The sequence below is a fragment of the Carboxylicivirga longa genome (assembly GCF_050589825.1).
GTDB lineage: Bacteria > Bacteroidota > Bacteroidia > Bacteroidales > Marinilabiliaceae > Carboxylicivirga > Carboxylicivirga longa.
In genome coordinates, this window is record NZ_JBNGOZ010000034.1 from 1 (window position 1) to 25,329 (window position 25,329).

Genomic DNA, 25,329 nt, shown 5'->3' on the forward strand with positions numbered 1-25,329 from the left:
CTTCTTTTATTTTGGCGGTATCCATGGCATTTTCTCATTAAGTTACAAAATTAAAACGCTATTGTAAACTACAGCCTAACCTTATTATAACAGCCGGTGCGAAAGGTGTCTACACCTTTGGAGCCAACTACCATCATCATTTCAAGGTACCCATCATTAACCCGGTGAGCACCATTGGCGCAGGCGATAACTTTAACGCCGGCATTATTAAGGCCTTGCTTGATTTTGATATTAACAAAACCGATGAGTTACTGCTGTGTCCCAATGACTGGCTACATATTGCTGCCTATGGCATAGAGTTTTCATCGGAGGTATGCATGCGTATCGACAATTATGTGGATAACACTTTTAAAACAACCTTCAGCGAAAATATCAGAAGGCGACTTGTTTCACCCAACTAATTAGAGACTTCCTGACGGGTGTAAAAACCCATTTCATCAACAAGTACCTGCTCCAGATTATCGCGCGTAATGGCAACAGATGGTATCTGCAGCACAGGCACTTCCTTCTGACCGTTATTGATAGTAGCGGTGCTTAACTGATTAGCTTTCTGCTTGCCCGCCACCAGTTGAAGCATCACTGCAGCAGCCTGCTCACTCGTCTTCTTAAGCGGATGAAAAGCAGTCATTTGCTGATGACCGGCCATAATATTTCTCACTCCTTCTAGGGTGGCATCCTGACCACTTATAAAGACTTCTTTATCCACATTATGCTTCTTCAACACCTCAATGCAGCCTGCGGCAATACCATCGAATCCGGCAAAGATAAGGTCGGGCACACGTCCGGTATTGGAGATGTACTGATCCAGCTCATAAGCCGCATTTTCCTTGCTCCATTCCTCAATATAAGTCTCATAACCAACACTTACACGCCCCGACTCCAGATGTGGCTTCAGGTACTTCTTTACAGAAGCCATCAGCTCAACAGCATTTCGGTCATATTTATCGCCTCCTAATATGATGGCCTCTCCCGAAGGCTTTACGCGCAATAGCTCATCCACCATCATCTTACCCAGCACGTCGTTATTGCCCGACACAAAAAAGTCGAGCTCAGAATTTTTGATCAGCCGGTTATATGCCATTACCTTCACACCATGTTCCTGCGCCTTACGCACAATGGCTGCCGCCGTATTGGCATTCACGGCAATAAGCGCCAAGCCGTCAACACCCCTCTCGATCAACTCAATAGCCTTCTGCTCCTGAGCGGCCGCATCACCATTTCCATGCTCCACATATACAGTAGCTCCCTGTCGCTCAGCGTAGTACTTAAAATACGACGCCTCTTTTACATAACGATCTGTTTCGGGGGAAGAATAAATAAAACCCAGCTGAACATTGGTATCCGACTGGCACGACGATAAAAAAACAACTACTACTAACTGAATAAAAAGTAAATAACGCATAAGTATAAATCGATAACAGGTTGATGGCATAAAATTAACATTTTATCAAGAATAATTTTTAAAAGCTGATTATTTTCACAATTTTTGAGAAAACTATTTACGTTAAAAACAACCTGAGAAAATGAAGTGGAGAGATTTGAAAATTCGTGCCAAAATAGGCAGCGGATTTGCGCTAATAATGGCCATCGTTGTTGCGCTGGGGGTATTGATATTAATTAACCTCTTACGTGTTAATGACGGCATAGGCAAATTAACAAAAACTTACATCCCTATCGTACGGGAAGCCGGCAAGCTGGATCGCTACTGGCATCAAACACGAGAGTTTGCCCGCTCCTACGATTTCACAGGAAAATCCTATTATAAGGAACGCGCTGAAAAAACTTACGGCAAGACATCAGCCGCTCTACAAGAACTTCAAAAGATACTGAAAAATGATGCCGGTATCATGGCTGCTGCAGGCGTTGACATGGATCTTCTGCTTCGTCAGCTTAAAAAATATGAAACCACAACCTCCTCGTATTACAGCAAACTCACTGCATCACAACAAAGCAAGGAGGACTTTTCACAAGCATTACTCAGGCTACAAAACTATACTTATGGCAATGCCAAAACGGCACATTACGAATTATCGGCTATAGCACACCAACTCTATCAGCAGGATATTGAGCAGGATTATTCGAATATTGAGAAAATACAAGAAAGATTTGAGGACACAGAAAAGAAGATAAAACAGCGCCATTATGCTTCTTCTGCCCAACAAGCCGACGTTAATGCAGCCCTGATTGCGCTAGGTGACCATTTAAGCACATTGCGGATACTAAAAGTGGAGGAATTAAAGCAATTTGAGTTGGCTAAAAGCATTATGTGGGAAGTGGGTGCTACAGCCGATGTGGGCCTTGACTTGATGATGAAGATGGGTGATGAAAGCGCCAATATACTATCACTGCAACGCCAAATGCTAGTCTACGCCCTCATTGTAGTGGTGGTGCTATGGCTCAGCCTGGTCTTCTTTCTGTCAAAAGCCATTGCACAACCCGTTGAGCAAAGCATTGCCCAGGTACAAAAGCTGGCACAGGGTGATCTATCTGTTACCTTTAATGCTGACAGCAAAGACGAGGTAGGCATGCTATCGACTGCCCTTAATGCCATGGTCGTTAACCTAAAAAGCATGGTGCAGCAGGTAAGCGAGAGTGCGCGTCAGATTGTGACCGCCAGCGCCCGCCTTAACGAAGGTGCCGGCGAACTGTCTGACGGCGCCACGCAACAAGCCTCATCCGCCGAAGAAGTATCCTCATCGATGGAAGAAATGTTTGCTAACATACAGCAAAACACAGACAACGCCCAGGAAACAGAGAAAATCGCTAGTTTTGCTTCGCAGGGCATTACCGACAGTAATGAGGCCTCTAAGATAGCCGGCGACTATATCGAACAAATTTCGGAGAAGATAAGTATCATCAGTGAGATTGCTATGCAAACCAACATCCTGTCGCTTAACGCAGCGGTTGAAGCAGCCCGGGCAGGACAAGAAGGACGTGGCTTTGCCGTTGTGGCCGCTGAGGTACGCAAGCTTGCCGAACGCAGCCAGCAAGCTGCCGGTGAAATAACGGCAGCCACGGGCGATACTTTGGAATCATCGCGGGTGGCAAAAAACAAGCTGGATACCATTACTCCTGAGATTGAAAAAACAGCCTTACTGGTGAAAGAAATATCAACAGCATCACTGGAGCAACTAAGTGGTGTGGAGCAGATCAACAGCGCCCTACAGCAGCTCAACCAAATCACCCAGCGCAATGCCGCCAATGCAGATGAGATAAACAATGCTGCCCACAAGCTGGAAAAGCTATCGCAACAATTGGAAGCAGCCATTGCCGTATTTGATCAGTAAAAACATTCGAAAAAAATACGCTAAACATGTAAAATATATCTCACAAAGAATATTTTGCATAATTAGCGTATTGCTTTTTTCTGACAGCCAATACCTAGCGGCCATTAGAAACCACGATGCGCCGATGCGCGATAAGCTTGTGGACATTGCATGGCCGCTACTTTACTGCTTGTGCATGAACTCAATGCTGCTGTTAGCAACACCAGCGAAACGGCAATCATCAAATACTTTCTCTTTCCTGACATACTCTCTCGGTTTTGTTTATTTACGTTTTATTCCCGATGGAATATGCCGCTTGTACGTCATCCATAGTGAATAGTTCCCTACTTAGGTAGAAGCTATCAAAACCAGACTAAGCCTAAAAAAAGTAAGCACATGAACAACACTCAACTACAAATACCAACCTACCTGCCTGACCACAAATGAGTAGTGTGATTATTATTTTAACAACACCATTAAACCCACCCAGATAATATAACAACCCCACACGCTAAACAATATCTCAAATTTATATGAAACTCACTGACAATAAGTGCATTTTGCTTTAATTTTTTTTAACGAATGAAAATACAACAAGAAGACACTTACAGTCTGTAAGTACATTGAGTATTTTTTTACATTCACCCACTCGAGTGTGAGTATTGTGGCAGGCTTAAACTCGAAAACTAGGAGTTTTGCTAAATTCTAATTTGTGCTAAAACAATTGCATGTTGCAACATGACCTAAAAAATAAGCACAAAAAAAAGCAGCTACTTTCGTAACTGCCTTTTCTAAGTACCGAGAGGCGGGCTTGAACCGCCGACCTCAGGATTATGAATCCTGCGCTCTAACCAGCTGAGCTACCTCGGCATTTCGTTGCTTTGGAGTTGATAACACCGCTGTGTTTCTCCGTTTTTGCGAGTGCAAATGTAGGCGAAAAGTTCATTACCTCCAACTAAAAATTTAAAAAAAAATGCACTTTTTTTACTCCCAAAAAGCAAACACACTCATAACGAGCACTATTAGCTACTAAAAAAAATAAGCCGGATATAAGAAAAAAAAGAAGTCTATGGATTCAGATCAAAAGAACGCTTAAGAGAGTTTCAATGGCAGTATGTCCAAAGTGGCCAAATCAACATGGTTTTAATTATTTAAAGAATTCCACTATCTTGTAAGCCAGTAAGAATACTAAAACATACCGATATGCCTACTCAAAAAGAAAAATTCGAACTCGAATATATGATTAAAACGTCACCTGCCATTTTATTTGCACGCCTCAGCAGTCCCAGTGGCCTCTCGGAATGGTTTGCCGACGATGTTAACCTCACAGGTAAAGTTTTTACCTTTGTGTGGGAAGGGTCGGAGCAACAAGCTGAACAGGTGCTACGCAAGGAAAATAAAATGGTACGCTACCGTTGGCTGGATGACGAAGATGAAAAGTCCTACTTTGAATTTCGCATTAACGTAGATGATTTAACGGGTGAGACAGCTCTGGTGGTTGTTGACTTTGCCGAAGCCGATGAAAAGGAGGATGCCATTGAACTTTGGAATAACCAGATTGATGAGCTTAAGCATGGCTTAGGATCGGTATAAAAACCCACATTGAAAGAAATATGATAGAAGGCTCAACCATTACAGGTTGGGCTTTTTTATATTATCAGGTAAGGGCAGGTCACTTACGAGTTGTCTGATTTATTGAAACAGCAGCATTAATACGGTTTGTTTCTGTTTAGATAAAATGTTTAAACTAACTTTGCAGGGCGCAAGACACACGATTTTGCTATTTAAAGATTTCAATGCGGGTATGAAAAAACTACACTGGTTCATATTAAAAAGTTATCTGGGTCCACTGTCCATGACTTTCTTTATTTCATTATTTATCTTGGTAATGCAATTCCTTTGGCGTTATGTGGATGATTTGGTGGGTAAGGGCCTCGACTTTTTTACTTTGGGGGAGTTATTGTTTTATGCCTCTTTGCAAGTCATCCCTATGGCATTACCTCTGGCCATCCTATTGGCCTCCCTCATGACCTTTGGTAGCCTGGGCGAGAACTATGAGCTCACAGCCATCAAGGCCTCTGGCGTATCATTGCTACGCACCATGAAACCCCTTATCTATGTTACTATCATCACCTCGGTGCTGGCCTTCGGCTTTTCCAATAATGTACTGCCCTGGGCCAACCTTAAACTATACACCCTGCTTTGGTCGGTAAAACAGAAAAAACCGGAACTGGAAATCAAAGAGCAGATTTTTTATGATGGAATCGATGATTTCAGAATCAAGATCAGCCACAAAGACCCGGAGACGGGCCTGATGCATAATGTAATGATATACGATCATCGCGACAGCCGTAATCCCAACTCTAATGTCACATTGGCCGACTCGGGCAAGCTACAAATCGCCCGCGATAATGGCTTTATGAAACTAACGCTGCTGGATGGCATTCGCTTTGAAGAGAATGTACAAAACCAAAAAAAACGACTTAGTAAACGCGAGAAACAACGCTTCCGCCAGGATAAATTCAAGAAGCAAGTAGCCCTTTTCGAGATGCATGGCCATAACTTTGAACGCAGCGATGAAAAAATATTCTCAGGCAACGACCGAATGAAAAACCTCAGTCAGTTACAAGAAGGTATAGACACCCTGAACCTGCAACAGAACGAGCTGGTGGGTAGCATAAAACAACAAACCGAAAACTTTTACTTTCAGCAAAGGCGCTATTATAAACGCGTTAATAAAGAGGCAGCCGACGTACCTATGGAAGCTGTTAAGCCCATGAATTTTGACTCCCTGCTGCTCACACTCAACAATCATCAACAGCTAATGGCTATTGAGAGTGCCAAACGCAAAGCACAAGACAACCGCAGCCAATTAGAGGGAAAACTCAGCCGCTACCGCAACTACCAAACAAAGATAACGCGCCATTTCATGGAGCTACACCGTAAATTCACGCTCTCATTTGCCTGCTTTATCTTCTTCTTCATCGGTGCACCACTGGGTGCCATTATCCGCAAAGGAGGACTAGGCATGCCGGTAGTGATCTCCATTCTGTTTTTCATCTTTTATTACATCATCGATACGCTTGGAGCTAAATTTGCCAATGAAGGAGCCTGGCAAGTCTATCAGGGCATGTGGCTCTCATCAGCCATACTATTTCCTCTGGGTGTATTTCTTACCTATAAATCAGCCACCGACTCTACCCTACTAAATGCAGATGCCTACCGAATATTCTTTCGTAAGCTATTCAAAAGAGAAAAATACGACTTAAAAAACCGATTGGACAAAGAGAATGAAGCAGAAACAGACCTTAAGTCCTGAGTCTTTTCATTGTTTTGGTTCTTAATTTCATTAATTTTGCACTCGCATAGCGGCTAACACCGTTTCAAAATAAACAAAACAAATGTCAGCAGAACAAGCATTTCAATTGAATTCGATAGCGGAGGCTATTGAAGCAATCAAAAAGGGTGAACTTATCATTGTAGTAGATGATGAGGATCGTGAGAATGAAGGCGACTTTATTGCCGCAGCAGAGTTAATGACACCGGAAAAGGTGAACTTTATGGCAACACATGGGCGCGGCCTTATTTGTACTCCGCTAACCGAAGAGCGCTGCGAAGAGCTGGAGTTGGATCTTATGGTAGGTAAAAACACGGCCAGCCATGCCACCCCGTTCACGGTTTCTGTTGACTTATTGGGTTACGGTTGTACCACAGGCATCTCGGCTTCCGACAGGGCAAAAACCATTTTAGCGCTAACCAATCCGGATACCCAACCTGAAGAACTGGGTCGTCCCGGTCACATTTTCCCCCTGAAAGCTAAAAATAGAGGTGTATTGCGTCGCGCGGGTCATACCGAGGCGGGTGTTGACCTGGCACGCCTGGCCGGATTACAGCCCGCTGCCGTATTGGTGGAGATACTGAATGAAGATGGCACCATGGCGCGTCTGCCACAGCTGGTGAAGATTGCTGAAAAATTTCAGCTCAAAATAATCACTATTAAAGATCTGATTGCCTACCGCTTGCAAAAAGAAAGCCTTATTGTGAAAGGTGTTGAAGTAAGCCTGCCAACAGCACAAGGCAACTTCCGCTTTATCCCCTTCAAGCAGAAATCCAACGGACTCGAGCACATGGCGCTCATTAAAGGTGAGTGGACAGAGGATGAACCCGTACTGGTGCGCGTACACTCCTCATGCGCTACCGGTGACATCTTCGGATCGCTGCGCTGCGAGTGTGGCGAACAGCTTAAAAAGGCCATGGAGATGATTGAGAAGGAAGGCAAAGGCGTTGTAGTGTATATGAATCAAGAAGGACGCGGCATTGGCCTGATGAATAAAATAGCCGCCTATAAGCTGCAGGAAGAAGGCATGGACACAGTGGATGCCAACATAGAACTGGGCTTTGACGAAGATGAACGTGACTATGGTGTGGGCGCACAGATACTACGTGAGTTGGGCATTGGCAAAATGCGCCTGATGACCAACAACCCCATCAAACGCATTGGCCTGGAAGGTTACGGGCTTGAGGTGGTGGAAAATATCTCCATTGAGGTATCACCCAATCCTCACAACGAATATTACATGAAGACTAAAAAAGAACGTATGGGGCATGACCTTCAGTTCTTTAAATACGACAATAAGCAATAATCATTCATTATTATTCATCATAAAGAGGCTGCGGCCTCTTTTTTTATTGCCTTTTTTACATCCTTCATGCACTAAAGCCTAAACATATTCTCACTTGGTGTGTTTGTTTAGTAAGAGGTGCTGGTGGATGCCATTACTTATTTCTGCGGTCAAGTAATTTGATCATTTATGGGTGTGATTAGTGATAAGATTGAAATGATCAAGAAGGCTCCACCAGTTTCTTCTACTTCACTAACTACGAATCTTAAACAAATCCTGGTGATAAGTATAACTTTTGAAAATTACATCTTTAATAATATTATATTATCGATGTTATCACTAACAGCTAGCAGCTAATACCTACCCCCTAACAATTTCACCCCCCGAACAACTATTATCACTGGCTCCCGTAACCCCTTGCAGACAATTCACCTCCCGACGATGGCGTAACACGCCCAGAAAAGCAAATACAATCGCTTCCTTATACTCTACCAATTCAGCATTGGGCACCACCATGCTGGCGCGTAATTTCGTCTGCAGCAACTGCATTAAAAAAGTATTATAGACACCGCCACCCGTAAATAGAATACGATCATCCTCCGTAAAAGGCTGCAAATCAAATGACATCACATCCGAAAAATGCTCATAGAGGGTACGCAGAATATCGGGCAAGGGATGAGCAGCATAAGGCTTGATCAGCGGCCAAAAGATCCCATCAACCCATTCCTGGCCCAACGATTTGGGGGCAGCAACATAGTAATAATTCAGGCTATTGAGCGCTGCCAGTAGATCTGGCAGAATACGACCACCGGCACCTAGCTCTCCGTTACGATCCATACTCATTCCCTTGGCAGCCACCAAATGATTAATCACAAAATTAACCGGACAAATATCCCAGGCAATACGCCTTCCCTCCCTGCAACAACTCACGTTGGCAAAGCCACCGATATTCACACAGGCCGCATAATCATGAAACAGCAAGTCATCCCCAATAGGCACCAAGGGGGCACCCTGGCCATTCAGACAAATATCCAGACTGCGAAAATCAGAAAGGGTAGTGAGGCCTGTTATAGCGGCAATCATAGCCCCATCGCCCAGCTGAAAATTAAGCTGTTTATGCGGTTCATGAAAAACAGTATGCCCATGGGAAGCAATAAAATCAGGCCTGTCAGCACAATCGCTCAAAAAGTCAAGCACTACCTCGCCCGTCCATCGCCCATAATCACGGTGCAGCTGCATCAGTGCCCTTCCCGAAAGCTCAGGAGCATCAGCCAGCAGCATCTTCCAATCGCTTGGGTAGCCTACAGTTTGTGCCTTTAGTAAATTATATTCCCAGCGACCCGACTGATAATCAAAACGACACAGCACAATATCTAAGCCATCGAGTGAAGTGCCCGACATAAGCCCTACGCAACAATACGAATTCTTTATTTGTTTTATCATGGTATAATCTATTCTACACACTAAAGGTGTAAAGAATTTTAATTACGTAGCCCTTTTATTCACCTAAAAAAAATCTGAAATTATGCCCGACATTTCCACCACTTATCTTGGTCTGCAACTAAAAAGTCCCATCGTAGCAGCCAGTTCAGGCCTCACCAACTCACTGGATGACATCAAACATATTGAAAAGGCAGGAGCCGGTGCCGTAGTACTCAAATCACTGTTTGAAGAAGAAATAGTAAGTGAGATGGAGCATCAGCTGAACCGCATGCAATCAGAAAACTACCTCTACCCCGAGACGATGGAATACTACAACCACCTGGATGTTGAGGGAACGCTGAGCGACTATCTGAAACTGATTAACGACTGCAAAAAAGAGGTGAAGATACCTGTTATTGCCAGTATCAACTGCATTACTGCACATAACTGGCCCAGCTATGCACGCACCCTACAGGATGCAGGCGCCGATGCACTGGAGCTCAATATTTTTGCACTGCCCTCTGACATCAACCGCAAGAGTCTTGATCATGAGCAGGTTTACTTTGATGCCATTGAAGCTGTACTAAAAGAAGTAAGTATACCTGTGGCCATAAAAATCAGCCACTACTTTTCCAACCTAGCGGCTATGATTACCCAACTATCCAAGACGGGCATTGCCGGCATTACCCTGTTCAATCGCTTCTATTCGCCCGACATTGATGTGGAAAACCTGGAGGTGATACCGACGCACACCTTTAGCCAGCCTACAGAATACACCCTGCCCCTTCGCTGGATCGCCATCACTTCAGACCGCGCGGAGTGCGATCTGGCAGCCACTACCGGCATACATGAATCGCGCACTATAATTAAAATGCTGCTTGCCGGTGCACAGGTGGTTCAGCTGGCCAGCACCCTATACAAAAACGGCATTGACACCATTGAGCGCTATAACCACGAAATTGGCAAGTGGATGCACAAACATGAATTCGATACATTGAACGATTTTCGTGGCAGCCTAAGTCAATCCAAGGCTATGAATCCGGCCGGTTATCTGCGTCTTCAGTTTATGAAACAATTCAGCCAAAAATAACTTCTCTCGCTAAATAAAAGGAGCGCATCTGATTTCCATCCTTAATTACAGATGCGATCCTTTTGTGATACCATGATCCATAATTCGCCTTATCTTTGTCCACTAAAATAGTTGAAATGGATTTTGACGATTATTACGCTGCCCAGCCCCTAGAAGAAAATATTGATTACTATATGGATCCACGGGGCTTTCGGATTATGACAGAGAAATACCTGAAAGAACGTGGTTACTGCTGTGGCAACGGTTGCAAACATTGCCCGTATTTTCCACCTCACCACAAGGGCAACCGCGAACTAAAAGAATAAATATTAACATATTAATGATGGCCGATAAAAATTTACGAATAGTGTTTATGGGCACTCCTGACTTTGCTGTGGAGAGCCTGAAAGCATTGGTTGAGAATAATTATAACATTGTTGGGGTAGTCACCGCACCTGATCGTCCTGCCGGACGTGGACAAAAACTAAAGCAGTCGCCCGTTAAAGCCTATGCCGTGTCTGCCAACATACCGGTGCTTCAACCGGAAAAATTAAAAAACGAGACATTTCTTGAAGAGCTAAAATCCTTAAATGCCGATCTGCAAATTATTGTAGCGTTCCGCATGCTGCCTGAAGTGGTATGGAACATGCCTCGCCTGGGCTCGTTCAACCTGCATGGTTCATTACTACCTCAGTACCGTGGCGCTGCCCCCATTAACTGGGCAGTTATTAACGGTGATAAGAAAACAGGTGTCACAACCTTCTTCCTCCAGCACGAAATTGACACGGGAAACATCATCTTCCAGTCCGAGATGCCTATTACCGACGATGACACAGCGGGTAGTGTACATGATAAAATGATGATACTGGGTGCTGAGTTGGTGCTAAAAACGGTGGCTGCCATTGAAAATAACAAAGTAAATGCGGTACCACAAAATGAATTAAGCAAAGCAACTGAACTCAGGCCTGCTCCCAAAATTTTTAAAGAAGACTGTCGCATCGACTGGCAGAAAGATGCTGTAAGCCTTCGCAACCATATACGTGGCTTGTCGCCCTACCCCACAGCCTGGACAGAGTTGGTAATGGCCAATGGGAAAAAAAGCAGCGTAAAAATATTTTATGCGACCTTGTGCGACCAGAAACTTGACTGTGGGCAGATAGCATCTGATAATAAAAGCTACCTGCACATTGGAACGGGGAAGGGGACCCTAGCCATCGAAGAATTGCAACTGGCTGGCAAAAAACGCATGAAGATTGCCGAGTTACTTCGTGGCTTCGACACTTCACAAGTTCAGTGCTTTGAATAACAAACCAGACTCTTCAAGCGAAACGTAAAAATACTGAAAACATCAAAAAAAGCCTTGAGGTGATTTATTCCTCAAGGCTTTTTTTTGCTTTTCCCCGTTATATTCTTATTTCTTTTTACGGCGAAGGTTTAATTTATCTCCCACCGTAATGTCAGTTTCCTTGCCCATACGATTAAATTTTTGAAGCTTACGCAGCTTAACGCCGTATTTATGCGCAATGTAGTGCAATGATTCCCCTTCTTTCACAACATGATATTCATGCTTACGGTGCGCCTTGCCTTTTTTACCCTGAATATAGATATAACGATAGTCCTGAATATCAGCACCTGATGGCAAATCGTTATAATGATAGAGCTCCCAGGGCCTTAAGCCAAACTCATCGGCCACTGAAGCAAAGGTATCATCCTCCTCAACACTTATGTACTTCACGCCATTGTTGCGTTTAATGGCATGTGTGGTATAGGTTGTAATCTCAAAGTTATCATTAACCGATTTTGAAGGCCGTTTACTCCAGGCTTTGTTTTCGTCCAGCAGGTACAGTTTATTTTTTTCAATAATATCAATCAAACGATGCGCGTATTTGGGATCTGTAGCATAACCAGCTTTCTTAAGACCACGTGCCCATCCCTTGTAATCGGTTGTTTTCAATTCAAACAGACTGGCATAGCGTTGCTTTCCCACCAAAAACTCCGAGTGATCGATATAAGATTCATACACCGTTTTATAACGTCGGAAACATTCCCCACGGCGATCATCGTCATGATAAACGCGCTTTCCTTTCCAGTCATTATGACACTTGATACCAAAGTGATTATTAGATTTTCGCGCCAGGCTACTATTACCATTGCCCGATTCCAAAATACCCTGTGCCATGGTAATACTGGCAGGAATACCCACCCGCTTCATTTCTTTGATAGCTAGATCCTTGTATTGATCAATATATTCTGAAGTGGTATTTTTACGGTATGACTGAGCAAACATAGGGGCTGTAAAAACCCAACTCAGGGTAAGTAGTAGAATCGATAAGTGCTTCATCCTGCTGTTATTTGAATAATGGCTTACGCAGTCACAAAGATAAAAAATTACCCTTGCGTTGGTATTTTACAGGCTGTGAGAATGCAAAATTACATACTAAAGCCCCTGCTAAGCATTAAACAAGGGTTAAAGAGAGGTTAAAGCCTGGCGATTCGAGTTTTATTACTTCCACTTCCTTACATATTTTTTATCTTTGCTCGAACGCTTTGTTTTCCTGTTAATTTTATAACACCACAAAGCAGCACGCTTCATCGGCCAACAATTGGCAACAAACGGTGAAAAATTGAACAACACATTATTAAGAAAAGACGGATAACATGAAGATAGCACTGATAGGATATGGAAAAATGGGTCGTGAAATTGAAAAAATTGCCATCGACCGTGGTCATGAGATTGTAAGCAAGATTGACTTATCGAGCAATGATTCTTTTGATGACGATACTTTTAAGGCAGCTGATGTAGCCATAGAGTTTACGCGCCCCGAAGCGGCCTACAATAACTACCTGAAATGTTTCGATGCCCACGTTCCGGTGGTATCGGGTACCACAGGCTGGCTCGATAAACTACCGGAAATACAGGAGCGATGCGCCAATGATGGCCAAACCTTTTTTTATGCCTCTAACTTTAGCCTGGGTGTAAATATTTTCTTTGAGCTGAATAAACAGCTGGCACGCATCATGAACAAAATGAAGGAATATAACGTGTCCATGGAAGAGGTGCACCACACCCAAAAGCTGGATGCCCCCAGTGGCACAGCCATTACGCTGGCAGAGGGCATCATTGAAAACATAGAGGCCAAAACCGACTGGAAGCTTAACCACGAAGAGAACAATAATGATATTGCCATAAAAGCCATTCGTGAAGGCCAGGTGCCAGGTATACACACCGTTAAATACGAATCGGCGGTGGATGAGATTACCATACACCACAGTGCTAAATCGCGCCAGGGCTTTGCCTTGGGAGCAGTTTTGGCCGCTGAATTCGCCGCTAAAAACAAAGGCTTCCTAAGCATGAATGACTTACTTAACTTTTAACTTAAATAAAGCTCAATGCAAAATATATCACTTTTCCGATGGATTAAACTGGGCGTTGCCAGCCTGGTATTTATCCTGTGGGTAATTTGGGTGGGTAACTTCTGGTTGCTGCTTCTCTATCCCCTGCTGTTCGACAGCTATATTACAAAAAAGATTCCTTGGGACTTTTGGAAAAAAACAAAGGACGGTAAAAAGCCCAGCGCCATTATTGAGTGGGCCGATGCGCTAATCTTTGCGTTATTTGCCGTTTATATGATCAATATTTTTCTGTTTCAGAATTATAAGATCCCCACCAGCTCGCTGGAAAAATCACTGCTTGTGGGCGACCACCTTTTTGTTAGCAAGGTAAGCTATGGCCCGCGTATGCCCAATACGCCCATTGCCTTTCCGTTGGTACAAAACACGTTTCCCATCTTCAACACGAAATCATATACTAGCTGGCCCCACTGGGATTACAAGCGCCTGAAAGGCTTTGGTAAAGTAAAGCGCGATGATATTGTGGTTTTTAACTTTCCGGCAGGTGATACGGTTCCTTTCCGTCAAACCAACCCCGACTATTACAACCTGATGATGGAAGCCGGTAAGGCTCAGCTGATGCAAAATAAAAAGCTGATGCCCAAGCAACCTTTTGCCTCTAACTATGAGCGTAACCATTATATCATGAATATTGGTCGACAGGTAATCGCCGCTGATCCAAGTACCTTTGGTGAAGTGCTGTACCGCCCCGTTGACCGCCGTGATAATTACGTGAAGCGCTGTGTGGCGCTGCCCGGCGATCTGTTTGAGATACGCAGTAACCAAATATACATCAATGGCGAGGCCGTGACCAATCCGGAAGATATACAGCACAACTATAATATTGTGACCGATGGCACTACTTTGAATGATCGTTTCTACGAGAAATTGAGTATCTCTAAAGCGGATCAGCAGGGCCTGGCACCCAATTACTATTTACCCCTGAGTGCCGACAAGGCCGAGCAGGTAAAAGCCATGCCTTTTATCAAAAGCGTAACCATAGAAGAAGAAAAGCCAAACGGCAGCGGCTTTCAGGTATTTCCATTTAGCAGCGACTACAACTGGAGCCGCGATAACTTTGGTCCGCTGAAAATGCCACAAGCCGGCGAAACAGTTGAGCTAAACATCAAAAATATCGTACTCTACGAGCGCATTATCACTGCCTACGAAGGCAACCAGCTGCAAGTGAAGGGCGAAGAAATTTACATCAATGGCGAGTTGGCTAAGCACTATACTTTTAAAATGGATTATTACTTTATGCTGGGTGATAACCGACATAAATCAGCCGATTCGCGTTACTGGGGCTTTGTACCCGAAGATCATATTGTGGGTAAGCCCATTCTGGTATGGCTGTCGCTTGATACAGATAAGAGCTTCCCGGCCAATATTCGCTGGAACCGATTTTTTAAGATTGTGCATAACTAATAATGAAAAAAGTAAAAGCAGCCTTACAATACATATTTATCATTGTATGCTTGCTAATAGCAATATGGAGCCAATGTTGGCTCCTTTTTTGCTTGCTGATAGGCGCTGCAGTAATACTGTGGCATCCGCAGGTTAAGAAACGCCTGCAAGCATTCATTCAAGGCTGGTCAAAGCTGCAACGCGCGCTACTGGAGTGGAGCTTGGCCCTGACAGTCGCTGCTCTGCTGTTTAGCTTTATTAATACTTTCGGCATCAGCTTTTATACTCTGCGATCAAGTAGTATGCACCCCACTTATCAAAACAATGAGCTGATCATCATCAATAAGATGGCTTACGGACCGGCATGTCATCCCAACACAGTAAAAGATTACCGTCGGCTGAAAGGCTTTACCACCATGAAGCACGGTGATGTGATTGCCTTTCACTTTCCGGAAGCTGATACCTCATTTATCGATTTTGATGGTGAAGATTACCATTACATAAAGCGGCAATATCAAAATACAAAAACCTACAATCGCCTGCTGGATGCAGCCATTACTTACACCCCAGTTACAAAGCGCAAAGCCTTTATCAAACGACTGATTGCCTTGCCGGGTGACACGCTTCGCATTATTAATGGTGATTACAAAGTGAACGGGCATAAAATGCCCCTCAACCAACATATGGTGGCACAATATACCATTAATACAGAAACACCTGCCGACACCCTGAGCAAAATACGTCGAGCCGCCATCACCCACTTTAAAGATAAGCAAGAGATGATTGCAGGAATACAAGGCCGGGTGATTGATCAGCATCATTGGGGATCCTATCTTAACCGGCGTGAGGACGTGCTGAATATGCCAAACATCTATGTCTTCCCCTTTCAGGCCGCTTACTTATGGAATGCTTCCTACCTGGGCCCGATAATTTTACCAACAAAAGGCAAAACAGTACAACTAACACCCACCAACCTGGCGCTATATAGCCGCATTATAGAGGCATATGAAGAGAACCAACTGCAACTGAAGGAGGGCACTATTTATATTAATGGCAAGGCAAGTAACGAATATACCTTCCGCATGAATTATTACTGGGTGGCCGGCGATAACCAAAAGCATTCGTTCGACAGCCGCTATTGGGGCTTTGTGCCAGAGAACCATATTATCGGGCGGGTTGAAAAGCTCAATCAGCATCAATAATAAAATTCTTATCTTGCAGTTTAAAGCATCCACCTATGAAAAAGTCATTTTGGGTCGTTCTAACACTGACAACACTATTGGTAATATTCTCAGTACTGAATGCAGACCCCGTACCAGTCAACATACTATTTAAAGAAATTGAAGTTTCTCTGGCTATATTGCTCATTATCGTTTTTCTTGCCGGTGTCATTGCCGGTGCCTCCTACTTTTTTATCAAATCGAGAGGCAAGAAAACAAAAGTGGCACAGGCCGATGAAACAACTGAAGAAATAAACGAATCAAATGCCGCAGACTAAACTAATTCCCCTTACCTACCTGGGGCCTATTCAACTGTACGCACATATCCTTAATAGCAAACAGGCTATTGTTGAGCAGCATGCCCGCTATCAGCGTAAGACCTACTGTAACCATTGCACCATCACCGGTGCCAACGGACCTCTTAAGTTAACAGTACCCGTTGCCAAAGCAGGCGATGATAAGACGCTGATTAAGGATATGCGAATCAGCTACGATACCCAATGGCAGAAACAACACTGGCGCTCCATTGTAGCCGCCTACAATAGCTCACCTTTTTTCGAATATTATGCCGATGATTTTGTTCCGTTTTACGAGAAAAAGATCAAATATCTGATTGACCTTAATATGGGGCTGATGAACACCCTGTTTGATGAGCTGGAAGTAGATATTGAAGCATCCCTTAGTGAACAATACTACGATGAATTAGCGGAGGACACACTAGATCTGCGCCGCGCCATACACCCCAAAGTAAAACCCACCAATGATTTGGGCTACCAAACCATTGAATACCGACAGGTTTTTGCCGAAAAATACCCTTTTGTGCCGAATTTAAGTGTGATTGACCTGCTCTTTAGTAAAGGGCCAGAAACCTATGATATACTAGAGGCATCCATCCTGTAAAAAGGCGATTGCCTCCTGCACAATTTGTTTATGATCAAAGGCAAGCGGTGGTAATTCATCTAGAGCAAACCATTGTGCCGCAATGGCATCATCCATGCCTTTGGCTTTTAGCTCGCCATCAACCAGTGCAGTATAAACAACTGATATGGTGCGGTGTCGCGGATCGCGGCCTACCGCGCCATAAGTCTTAAACTGCCGGATAGACACTTCGGTAATGCCAGTTTCCTCCTCCAGCTCGCGCAAAGCTGCCACAGGCAAATCTTCATCCATATCAACAAAGCCACCCGGCAAAGCCCAATGATCTTTATAAGGCGCCTTACCGCGCTTGATCAGCAAAATACGGGGCGAAGATGAACGTGTCACTAGAATGACATCGGTTGTGACAGCCGGACGTGGGTAATCGTAGGTATAAGCCATCATACAATTCTTTTAATAACGCGAAGTTTATGACTATAGGTACGCTTTTCGTCATCAAAAATACCTTGATGATCGAGCTTGTCGATGCGTACCCTTCCCGATGCATGGATGATATCGCCCTTACCCAGGCACAAGCCTACATGAACAATGCGCCCTTCTGCATCATCAAAAAAAGCCAGATCACCCAGCGCAGCCTCTTCCACAAAACTAATACTAGCGCCCAGTTCAACCTGCTGCGAGGCATCGCGTGGTAAGTCATAGCCACTCATTTTATATACTACCTGCGTGAATCCTGAGCAATCGATACCGTAAAAGCTACGACCTCCCCATAAATAGGGTGCGTTGATAAATGCATTGGCATTATCGGCAATGGAAGCCTGAGGGCTTTCCCCCTTGTACCCACCCGACAAATAATACTCCTTATTACCAATGCTAAAACTATTGCGATCGGAACCATTAAAAAAAATGGAGCTGCCACCAGAGATTATATGAGCCGTTTTGTCGGGCTCCGATACGAGCTTTATAAAGGGCGATGGCACCACCCATTTATCAGCCTTTTGCCAATTCTCCACTTCGGTATTGGAAAGGCCCAACACCAGCTTACTGTCAATCCACCCCTCGTAAGCATCATAGTGCATGCGGATACGTGTCCAGTTACCCTCTTTTTCGAGAATATCGTAAGTCTCGCCAAAAAGCAGCTGAGTTACCATCTCGGCTCGCTCAGAAGCATCGGCTCTGACCGGTATCAGCCCGTATGTGCAAATCGATTTTTCCATCTTACTTCCTTTTCTTTGATCCATGGATGCTGAAATGTAAGCGTACCCATCATGATCATTGGCAAAATTGGGCTAAAAAAACTTACCTTTCACTATCTTTGATCATATTAATCATGCCATTAATAAAAATCATAATTATGCTTGAAAAATTAGTACAGTTCAAAAGCAAATACTATAAGCCTACAGCAAGAATACTACTTTTTATGGCAAGTGTTGCTGTGGTAACCTACCTATTACCTAAAACGGGAAAGTTTGCTTATGAATATCACAATGGCACGCCCTGGAAGCACCAAACACTGATAGCTCCCTTTGACTTTCCCATATACAAAACACAGGCCGAACTAAATGATGAGACCGAGACAGCCTTGAAGAATCACCGCCCGTATTTTGAGATGGACACCAATGCGGTGACTAAGATTTGTAATAATTTTTCGAAAGAATATAAGGAGTATGTAACTACAAACGCTGCAGCATTCCCCAACCTACTGCAACAATACACTGCAGACTCAACTTATTTCGACCTTATTGGTCATACTTTGCTTATCAATCTACGTAAATTATATGAGCGGGGCATCATCATGCTTCCCGAAGAACACATTGATGCTTCGCCTGATTTTGAGCTTATGCTCATACGTGGTGCCTTTGCCGAGCCTTATGCCTTATCGGAACTCGAGCTGCGCACCACTGCATATAAGAAGTTGATTAATAAAACAGGGGCTGACTTAACCAATGTACAGGATGCTATCATCTCTGATATCAGTGATTTTATTGCCACCCTTGAGCTCAACCGCTACATCCAGGCCAACATTCAACTCAATGAAGAGAGAAATAATGCAGAGTTGGCACAACTCAAAAAAAATATATCGTTAACGTCGGGGCGGGTTTTGGCAGGACAGCGCATTATTGATCAGGGAGAGATTGTGACTTTCGAAACGGAGAAAGTGCTTAACTCATTACGTCGCAAGTACGAAGCTAACGTCACATCCGATACCGACTATTATTTCATATTGGCTGGTCAGTTTTTACTTGTAGCACTCCTATTCACTTCCATTTACCTTTTTCTGTATTACTTCAGGCGCGATGTATATCAGTCCATTAGTTCAATTTGCTTCATCTTACTTATCACCTTGGTAGTCATCGTTTTTGCCAGCCTTAACCAGTTTTTTGTTCATTTCCCGTTTTTCATCATACCCTTTGCCATCCTTCCCATCATCATACGCACCTTTTTGGATAGCCGACTCGCATTTTTCATGCATGTTATAACCATACTGCTGTGCGCATTTTTCGCCCAAAATAGTTTTGAGTTTGTTTTTATACAAATACCCGTCGGTCTGGTGGCAATGTTCAGTCTGTTTCGCATGACCCGCCGTAGTCATATCGTTCAGGCAGCACTGCTCATTACGCTTACTTACTCCTTGTTCTACACGGCTTTGCTACTGTGGCAAAAAGGTACTCTAAGCAACATCGACCCCATGATGTTTGTCTATTTTGTAACCAATGGTATTATGATACTCATGGTATATCCGCTGATTTGGATCTTTGAACGACTCTTTGGCTTTCTGTCGGATGTTACCCTTATTGAACTGTCGGACACTAACCATCCTATACTCCGAAAGATGGCTGAGGCAACACCCGGAACTTTTCAACATAGCATACAGGTGGGTAACTTAGCCCAGGAAGTAGCCTATAAGCTCAATGCTAACCCTGCGCTGGTGCGTGCGGGTGCCATGTATCACGACATTGGTAAGATGTCATCTCCCTTGTTCTTTACCGAGAATCAGGCAGGTGCCCCCAATCCTCACGCAAAACTTGATTTTGAAGAGAGTGCCCGCATCGTTATTAATCACATTGAGAATGGGGTTAAAATGGCCATTAAGCATAAATTGCCCAGACAAATCATTGACTTTATCACCACCCATCAGGGCACTACTAAGACACGATATTTTTACAACTCATATATCAACCAAAATCCGGACAAAACGCCCGATATTAGTGCTTTTTCATATCCAGGCCCAACACCGTTTACCAAGGAGACAGCTATTTTAATGATGGCCGACTCAATAGAGGCAGCATCGCGTAGTTTAAAAACTTATTCGGATGATGAGATCGATAAGTTAGTTGAAAAAATTATCAACATGCAGATTGAAGAAGATCAGTTTATCGATGCCCCCATTACCTTTCGCGAAATAACTACTGCCAAGGAAGTATTCAAAAACAAGCTAAAAAACATCTATCATGCACGTATTGAATACCCGGATATCAAAAAATAAAAGATCAGACCAGCGAGTCGATTGAAAAACATCCCCAAATATTACGAAAAACCAACTTGTTGAGGATTATCCATGTCGTGGTGTGTCCCATAAGGCTATTGAACAAATAATGATTGGCACATGTAATCTACAATTTAAACTTAGAACCATGAATAGTTATTAAGTAAGCGTTCAGGCATTTGCATCTTGCTATCTGGTAAGGCGCTATTTAGCTTTATACCACCCCATTGTTGACTTGAACAACTCAAATAGTAGCGTATAGTTATAGTCTACCTTACTATTCGTATTCATTTCAAAATGATGAGAGGATCTCCTATAACCCTGAACATCAAATAATCATATGCAGCATCATAGCCTATCCTACTAATTTTAAATTCTTTAGTTCTTCACGAAGAATTTGGTTATTTGTTCTCCAATTTTGATAAAGTATAATCCTTCCTTAAAATTTTCGACACCTAAAGATGTTTTACCCGAATTCAATTTTACTTTTTCCACAAGTATTCCATTTGCATTATAAATAAAAGCTATTTCATCCGATGAATAAATTATATTTAATGTTTTTTTAGCAGGATTTGGATACGCAATAAGTTCATTAAGATCCCTGTCCTCAATATCTGTTATTATGGATAATACGATAGGCGTAATAACATCTTCATCTACAAGGGAAACCGCTCCTTCAACTGACAAATATCCCTCAGCACTCACTTTGTAATAAATATCATCGGAAGGTAAAACATTGCTAAACCTTGCTATACCGTTTTCTGAACTTGTTTCTGATCCGTATCCCAGCAGCTTCACTTCTGCATTTGCGATTGACGTAGAACCATTGGATATTTGAAATGAAACAGTATAGGTTTTATCATATAAATCTGCCACATACGATTTATATAATTTATAAACCACTTCTTCTCCATTATACTGTGTTGTCCCATCAAACCAATAATTAAAGTTTTTTCCCCTAATTTCAGGTATAGGGAGAACAAAACGTGTTAGTCTATTCTCTGAAAATGCCATACTCCCAATTTCGACCAATTGTTTACAACGAGTTAAATCTATTGTATCAAGAGAATTGCCGTAGAAAGCACTTGTCCCTATCGAACTTAATTTGTTTGCTTCACCAAAACTTAGCTCTGCAATAATATTATTATAGAATGCCCTTTCCCCAATGTACAGCAACTGAGCGCATGTTGATAAATTAAGCATATCTATATTGTTGTTATAGAATGCGCTGTTTCCAATGTCTATCAAAAAAAGACATTTAAATAGGTTGACGTTTGTTAATAAATTGTTCTTAAATGCGTTATCGCCAATTCTAGTCAGGTTGGGACAGCTAGTAAAATCAATAGTTGTAATGAAGCTATTCTCGAAAGAAGAAGTATCAATAACTTCTACGATTTCGGGAATGAAATCAATATCGGTTTTTGTACCACCATAGGAAACGATTGTTGTGGAATCGATATTTCCATTTTGATTATGTCTGAAGATAATGCCGTCAGACTTCACGCCATTTACGGAGGTGATCTGATTGTTATTAAATGAAGCCTTTCGGATATTTGTTAAACCATCAGGAAACATTATGCTTGTAATGCTATTATCACGAAAAGCATAGGATCCAATCTCCTTAAGAGCGATGCAAGGTGTCAAATCCACATTTGCAATGTTACAGTTATAAAAAGCATATTCATCAATAGTTGCTAAGCTGGTGCAGCCGGTGAATATTAAAGTATCCAAATTTCTATTGTTATTAAAAGCACTTTTCCCTATGTATCGAAGCGAACTGCATCCAGTAAAATCGACTGTTGAATAACCACCACTTGCAAATGCCTGCCATCCAATTGACTCCAGATTGTAGCAATTGGTTAAATTAATAGAATCAGCATTGCTAAGAAAAGCCCAGTCGCCAATTGTTTTCAGACTGGAACAAGGGCTCAGATCAATGGTTTTAATGGCATTAACCCCAAAAGCCTGGGAACCAATTTCCCTTAAAGCGTCACACCCTGATAGGTTTAAGCTAGAAATGGATCGATTCCAGGCAAAAGCAGCTGCTCCAATGGTAACAATATTATTGCATAAACTAAAGTCAACATTTTTTAAATTATTCGAATTGAACGCGCTGCTGCCAATAGAGGTTAGACTTCTACAGTTATCTATATTTAAAGTGGAAATCGCATTAGAATAGAAGGCATTGCTTCCTATTTTTTGCAAAGCAATGCACCGGCTTAAATCCAAATTATATATGTTATTAAAACAGAATGCAGCAACTCCAATCGATTTTAAATTGTGACAGGCACTTATATCTATTTTCATTAGCTTATTATCGTAAAAAGCGCTGTCTCCAATCGTTTCTATGGTAGATGGAAATCTGACATAGGTGAGTCGCTTATTAAAAAACAAATCAGCATTGGCGCCTCCGGCTATTCCTTTTACGTTATAACCATCCAATATTTCAGGTATAATAATATCTGTCAATGCTAAATCATACGAACAGCTTATAATAACCCCCTTTTCATCCACAACTACATCTTCGTTGGTCAATGTATGAGTAAGAACGGCATAGTATCCGGCATAAAAATCTTCTATCTTCGTAATATCGTTTAAAACTGCAGAATTTTTTTCCCCTCTCCATTCAAAATAATTTGCGTAGGCCAATGCAGGCAATTGAATGCTTTCCAAATTATAATTGTTATTAAATGCGCTCTCTCCAATTTCAAGCAAACGATCTGCACCGGACAAATCTACAGCAGTTAATGTACACGAACTAAAAGCACTCTGTCCGATAAGCAATAAATTAATACAACCCGTAAAATCTATTTGGCCCAGAGGATTTCGTTCAAAAGCATTATTTCCTATTGTATCAAGACTCGCACATCCCGTAAAAATTAACTTATTTATGCCGCTTTGCTTAAATGCAAAATCATCAATCATTGTAAGATTACTGCACCTACTTAAGTCGAGGGTATCAATTTCGTTTGAATAAAAGGCATACATGCCAATCATCTCTAATTGAGTGATTTTATCCATTTCAATAGCCTGTAATCCACAGTTGTAAAAGGAATATTTACCGATTTCAGTGAGTCCGTTAACTGAAAAAAGATCTAGGGTATCCATAGCATTATTACAAAAAGCATAATCTCCAATTTTAGTTATTGTGGCGGGCAATTGAATCGAGGTAATTCCTTTATTACAGAATACCCCAGAAGAGGTAGAAGTTTGGTCTGCAATGGCTTTCACTTCATAACCGTCAAGCCTGTCCGGTATAATGATATCGGTATAAAAAAAGTTGTAGGAGCAACTTTGGATAATCCCATTTTCATCACATAATACGTCATCATCTGTTAATATATGCGGAAACAAAGCAACATAAGATAATGACAAATCAGTAATTACACTACCGCCTTCATGCCGAGTATCTTCTTGATCCCGCCATGCAATGAAATCAATAGCCTCGGGAGTTGGCAATGTTAATGAGTTTAAATACTGATTGCTTTGAAAAGCCCCTGAACCAATTTCAATCATCTTGGTGCAGCGGCTAATGTCAACACTTCTCAGTTTATTGGAATAAAACGCATTTTTGCCAATTCGGGTTAATTCCGGACATCCGCTAAAGTCAAGAGAGATAATATCAAGATAATAAAAAGCATAATCATTAATCTCTACAAGTGCCGGACAGTTGGAAAAATCAACATCGGCCAAGTAACTGTTCGACCGGAAGGCATATTTCCCAATAGTTTGTAAGCTGGTACAATTGCTTAAATCAATAACTTTGATATTATTGCCGGAAAATGCATAATCGCCTATCGATACCATTGAAGAAGGAAAAACAATTGAAGTAATACCTTTATTGTAGAAAACTCCGTATGCTTGATATTTTCCATTTGTGATTCCTTTAACAGAATAGCCATCCAGCACTTCAGGTATAATTATATCCGTTAATTCAAACGTATAGGAGCAACTTTGAATAATCCCATTTTCATTAACGATCACGTCATCATCTGTTAGCGTATATTTTTCAGCTTTTGCAGAATTAGCACACACAAGGAATGTAACAAAGAATAGTTTAAAAAAAAGCGTTCTATTAAAATCCACTATGAACAAATATTTATATTAGGAAAAAATAACAGAACAAAAATAAGTTTAATATTGGTAAAATAAGGCTTGGTATCAATATTGGACGATAAAACATTACAACACTATTTTAAATTATTTCAGGACCAGAAGTACCAATGCCACAGCAGAGTCATTCAATGCTAAAATTAAGGAGTTCAGAAGACAATTCAGAGGTGTTAAGGATGTCAACTTTTTCCTCTACCGTCTCTGCAAAATTTATGCGTAGACCCAGAATTTGCTCCTGATCCAACACTATCCGGACATTGAAAAGGCCTACCAACTATCCCAGTTTTCCGATTCACCAATTCATCAGTTCAACTCCTAAACTTTCCACCCAGCTTCCTAAACGCAAAAAACCTCTTACTCATTTCTGAATAAGAGGTTTCTCTAAAAAAAAGGCGGCGACCTACTCTCCCACTTCTACGCAGTACCATCGGCGCTATCGGGCTTAACTTCTCTGTTCGGA

The 25,329-nt window shown here is 42.3% G+C and carries 21 protein-coding genes, 1 tRNA gene, 1 rRNA gene and 1 pseudogene; 15 read left to right on the forward strand and 9 right to left on the reverse strand.

Going from position 1 to position 25,329, the window contains the following annotated elements; translation table 11 throughout:
* Positions 1–80: 80 nt before the first annotated feature.
* Positions 81–401, forward strand: a pseudogene (locus ACRD7A_RS18335) (PfkB family carbohydrate kinase); the annotation flags it as partial.
* Here the strand turns inward: ACRD7A_RS18335 and ACRD7A_RS18340 are convergent.
* Positions 398–1,432: a substrate-binding domain-containing protein gene (locus ACRD7A_RS18340; protein ID WP_430812848.1), complete on the reverse strand. Its 1,035-nt coding sequence runs from the start codon at positions 1,430–1,432 to the stop codon at positions 398–400. The pseudogene ACRD7A_RS18335 and the gene ACRD7A_RS18340 overlap by 4 nt on opposite strands.
* Before the next feature lie 91 nt (positions 1,433–1,523).
* On the opposite strand from ACRD7A_RS18340, the gene ACRD7A_RS18345 reads away from it, so the two are divergent.
* Entirely contained in the window at positions 1,524–3,287 is a 1,764-nt protein-coding gene (locus tag ACRD7A_RS18345) for a methyl-accepting chemotaxis protein (protein ID WP_430812849.1), read from the forward strand.
* A gap of 104 nt (positions 3,288–3,391) precedes the next feature.
* On the opposite strand, the gene ACRD7A_RS18350 is transcribed toward ACRD7A_RS18345, so the two are convergent.
* On the reverse strand, positions 3,392–3,532 hold the full coding sequence (locus tag ACRD7A_RS18350; RefSeq protein ID WP_430812850.1) for a hypothetical protein: 141 nt from the start codon (positions 3,530–3,532) through the stop codon (positions 3,392–3,394).
* Positions 3,533–4,062: 530 nt separating this feature from the next.
* Positions 4,063–4,136 (reverse strand) — tRNA-Met (locus ACRD7A_RS18355).
* A gap of 333 nt (positions 4,137–4,469) precedes the next feature.
* Between ACRD7A_RS18355 and ACRD7A_RS18360 the strand changes: the two genes are divergently transcribed.
* The 3 genes from ACRD7A_RS18360 (at position 4,470) to ACRD7A_RS18370 (ending at position 7,909) form a co-directional block, all read left to right on the forward strand.
* The gene (locus ACRD7A_RS18360; protein WP_430812851.1) at positions 4,470–4,859 is read left to right on the forward strand and encodes an START-like domain-containing protein; all 390 of its coding nucleotides are present in this window, start codon (positions 4,470–4,472) and stop codon (positions 4,857–4,859) included.
* 211 nt (positions 4,860–5,070) lie between these two features.
* Positions 5,071–6,585, forward strand: coding sequence for an LptF/LptG family permease (locus ACRD7A_RS18365; RefSeq protein WP_430812852.1), 1,515 nt, complete (start codon positions 5,071–5,073; stop codon positions 6,583–6,585).
* Between the two features lie 82 nt (positions 6,586–6,667).
* Positions 6,668–7,909: a bifunctional 3,4-dihydroxy-2-butanone-4-phosphate synthase/GTP cyclohydrolase II gene (locus ACRD7A_RS18370; RefSeq protein WP_430812853.1), complete on the forward strand. Its 1,242-nt coding sequence runs from the start codon at positions 6,668–6,670 to the stop codon at positions 7,907–7,909.
* Positions 7,910–8,248: 339 nt separating this feature from the next.
* Here ACRD7A_RS18370 and ACRD7A_RS18375 read toward each other — a convergent pair whose 3' ends face one another.
* A complete protein-coding gene (locus ACRD7A_RS18375; RefSeq protein WP_430812854.1) occupies positions 8,249–9,331 on the reverse strand; it encodes an anhydro-N-acetylmuramic acid kinase in 1,083 nt (360 codons plus the stop codon).
* A gap of 82 nt (positions 9,332–9,413) precedes the next feature.
* Here ACRD7A_RS18375 and ACRD7A_RS18380 point away from each other — a divergent pair, with 82 nt between their 5' ends.
* From ACRD7A_RS18380 to fmt, 3 genes are all read left to right on the forward strand, one after another.
* Positions 9,414–10,400: a dihydroorotate dehydrogenase-like protein gene (locus tag ACRD7A_RS18380; protein WP_430812855.1), complete on the forward strand. Its 987-nt coding sequence runs from the start codon at positions 9,414–9,416 to the stop codon at positions 10,398–10,400.
* A gap of 116 nt (positions 10,401–10,516) precedes the next feature.
* A complete protein-coding gene (locus tag ACRD7A_RS18385) occupies positions 10,517–10,705 on the forward strand; it encodes a C1orf53 family protein (protein ID WP_430812856.1) in 189 nt (62 codons plus the stop codon).
* 14 nt (positions 10,706–10,719) lie between these two features.
* Positions 10,720–11,685 carry a methionyl-tRNA formyltransferase gene (gene fmt / locus ACRD7A_RS18390; RefSeq protein ID WP_430812857.1) on the forward strand — a complete coding sequence of 322 codons (966 nt, stop codon included), beginning with the start codon at positions 10,720–10,722 and terminating at the stop codon, positions 11,683–11,685.
* A 105-nt stretch (positions 11,686–11,790) separates the two neighbouring features.
* Here the strand turns inward: fmt and ACRD7A_RS18395 are convergent, their stop codons facing one another.
* Positions 11,791–12,720, reverse strand: coding sequence for a glucosaminidase domain-containing protein (locus ACRD7A_RS18395; RefSeq protein WP_430812858.1), 930 nt, complete (start codon positions 12,718–12,720; stop codon positions 11,791–11,793).
* Positions 12,721–13,037: 317 nt separating this feature from the next.
* Between ACRD7A_RS18395 and dapB the strand changes: the two genes are divergently transcribed.
* From dapB to ACRD7A_RS18420, 5 genes are read left to right on the forward strand one after another with little or no spacing between them, the layout of a single operon-like run.
* Positions 13,038–13,754, forward strand: coding sequence for a 4-hydroxy-tetrahydrodipicolinate reductase (dapB, locus tag ACRD7A_RS18400; RefSeq protein ID WP_430812859.1), 717 nt, complete (start codon positions 13,038–13,040; stop codon positions 13,752–13,754).
* A 15-nt stretch (positions 13,755–13,769) separates the two neighbouring features.
* Positions 13,770–15,194, forward strand: coding sequence for a S26 family signal peptidase (locus ACRD7A_RS18405; protein ID WP_430812860.1), 1,425 nt, complete (start codon positions 13,770–13,772; stop codon positions 15,192–15,194).
* Positions 15,195–15,196: 2 nt separating this feature from the next.
* Positions 15,197–16,375 (forward strand): signal peptidase I, encoded by a 1,179-nt coding sequence (gene lepB, locus ACRD7A_RS18410; protein WP_430812861.1) that lies wholly within the window; start codon positions 15,197–15,199, stop codon positions 16,373–16,375.
* A gap of 35 nt (positions 16,376–16,410) precedes the next feature.
* Positions 16,411–16,671, forward strand: a complete 261-nt coding sequence (locus ACRD7A_RS18415) for a lipopolysaccharide assembly protein LapA domain-containing protein (protein ID WP_430812862.1) — start codon at positions 16,411–16,413, stop codon at positions 16,669–16,671.
* Positions 16,658–17,293, forward strand: a complete 636-nt coding sequence (locus ACRD7A_RS18420; RefSeq protein WP_430812863.1) for a WbqC family protein — start codon at positions 16,658–16,660, stop codon at positions 17,291–17,293. The genes ACRD7A_RS18415 and ACRD7A_RS18420 overlap by 14 nt, the downstream gene beginning before the upstream one ends.
* Here ACRD7A_RS18420 and ACRD7A_RS18425 read toward each other — a convergent pair.
* Both ACRD7A_RS18425 and ACRD7A_RS18430 read right to left on the reverse strand, forming a co-directional pair.
* Complete coding sequence (locus ACRD7A_RS18425; RefSeq protein WP_430812864.1) at positions 17,273–17,713, reverse strand: NUDIX domain-containing protein; 441 nt, start codon at positions 17,711–17,713, stop codon at positions 17,273–17,275. The two genes, ACRD7A_RS18420 and ACRD7A_RS18425, sit on opposite strands and share 21 nt — an antisense overlap.
* Positions 17,710–18,486: a C40 family peptidase gene (locus ACRD7A_RS18430; protein WP_430812865.1), complete on the reverse strand. Its 777-nt coding sequence runs from the start codon at positions 18,484–18,486 to the stop codon at positions 17,710–17,712. The genes ACRD7A_RS18425 and ACRD7A_RS18430 overlap by 4 nt, the downstream gene beginning before the upstream one ends.
* A gap of 137 nt (positions 18,487–18,623) precedes the next feature.
* On the opposite strand from ACRD7A_RS18430, the gene ACRD7A_RS18435 reads away from it, so the two are divergent.
* Complete coding sequence (locus ACRD7A_RS18435) at positions 18,624–20,756, forward strand: HD family phosphohydrolase (protein WP_430812866.1); 2,133 nt, start codon at positions 18,624–18,626, stop codon at positions 20,754–20,756.
* A gap of 378 nt (positions 20,757–21,134) precedes the next feature.
* On the opposite strand, the gene ACRD7A_RS18440 is transcribed toward ACRD7A_RS18435, so the two are convergent.
* Positions 21,135–24,842: a leucine-rich repeat protein gene (locus ACRD7A_RS18440; RefSeq protein WP_430812867.1), complete on the reverse strand. Its 3,708-nt coding sequence runs from the start codon at positions 24,840–24,842 to the stop codon at positions 21,135–21,137.
* 88 nt (positions 24,843–24,930) lie between these two features.
* Between ACRD7A_RS18440 and ACRD7A_RS18445 the strand changes: the two genes are divergently transcribed.
* Complete coding sequence (locus ACRD7A_RS18445) at positions 24,931–25,089, forward strand: transposase (RefSeq protein WP_430812868.1); 159 nt, start codon at positions 24,931–24,933, stop codon at positions 25,087–25,089.
* A gap of 167 nt (positions 25,090–25,256) precedes the next feature.
* Here the strand turns inward: ACRD7A_RS18445 and rrf are convergent.
* Positions 25,257–25,329 (reverse strand): 5S ribosomal RNA (gene rrf / locus ACRD7A_RS18450); the annotation flags it as partial.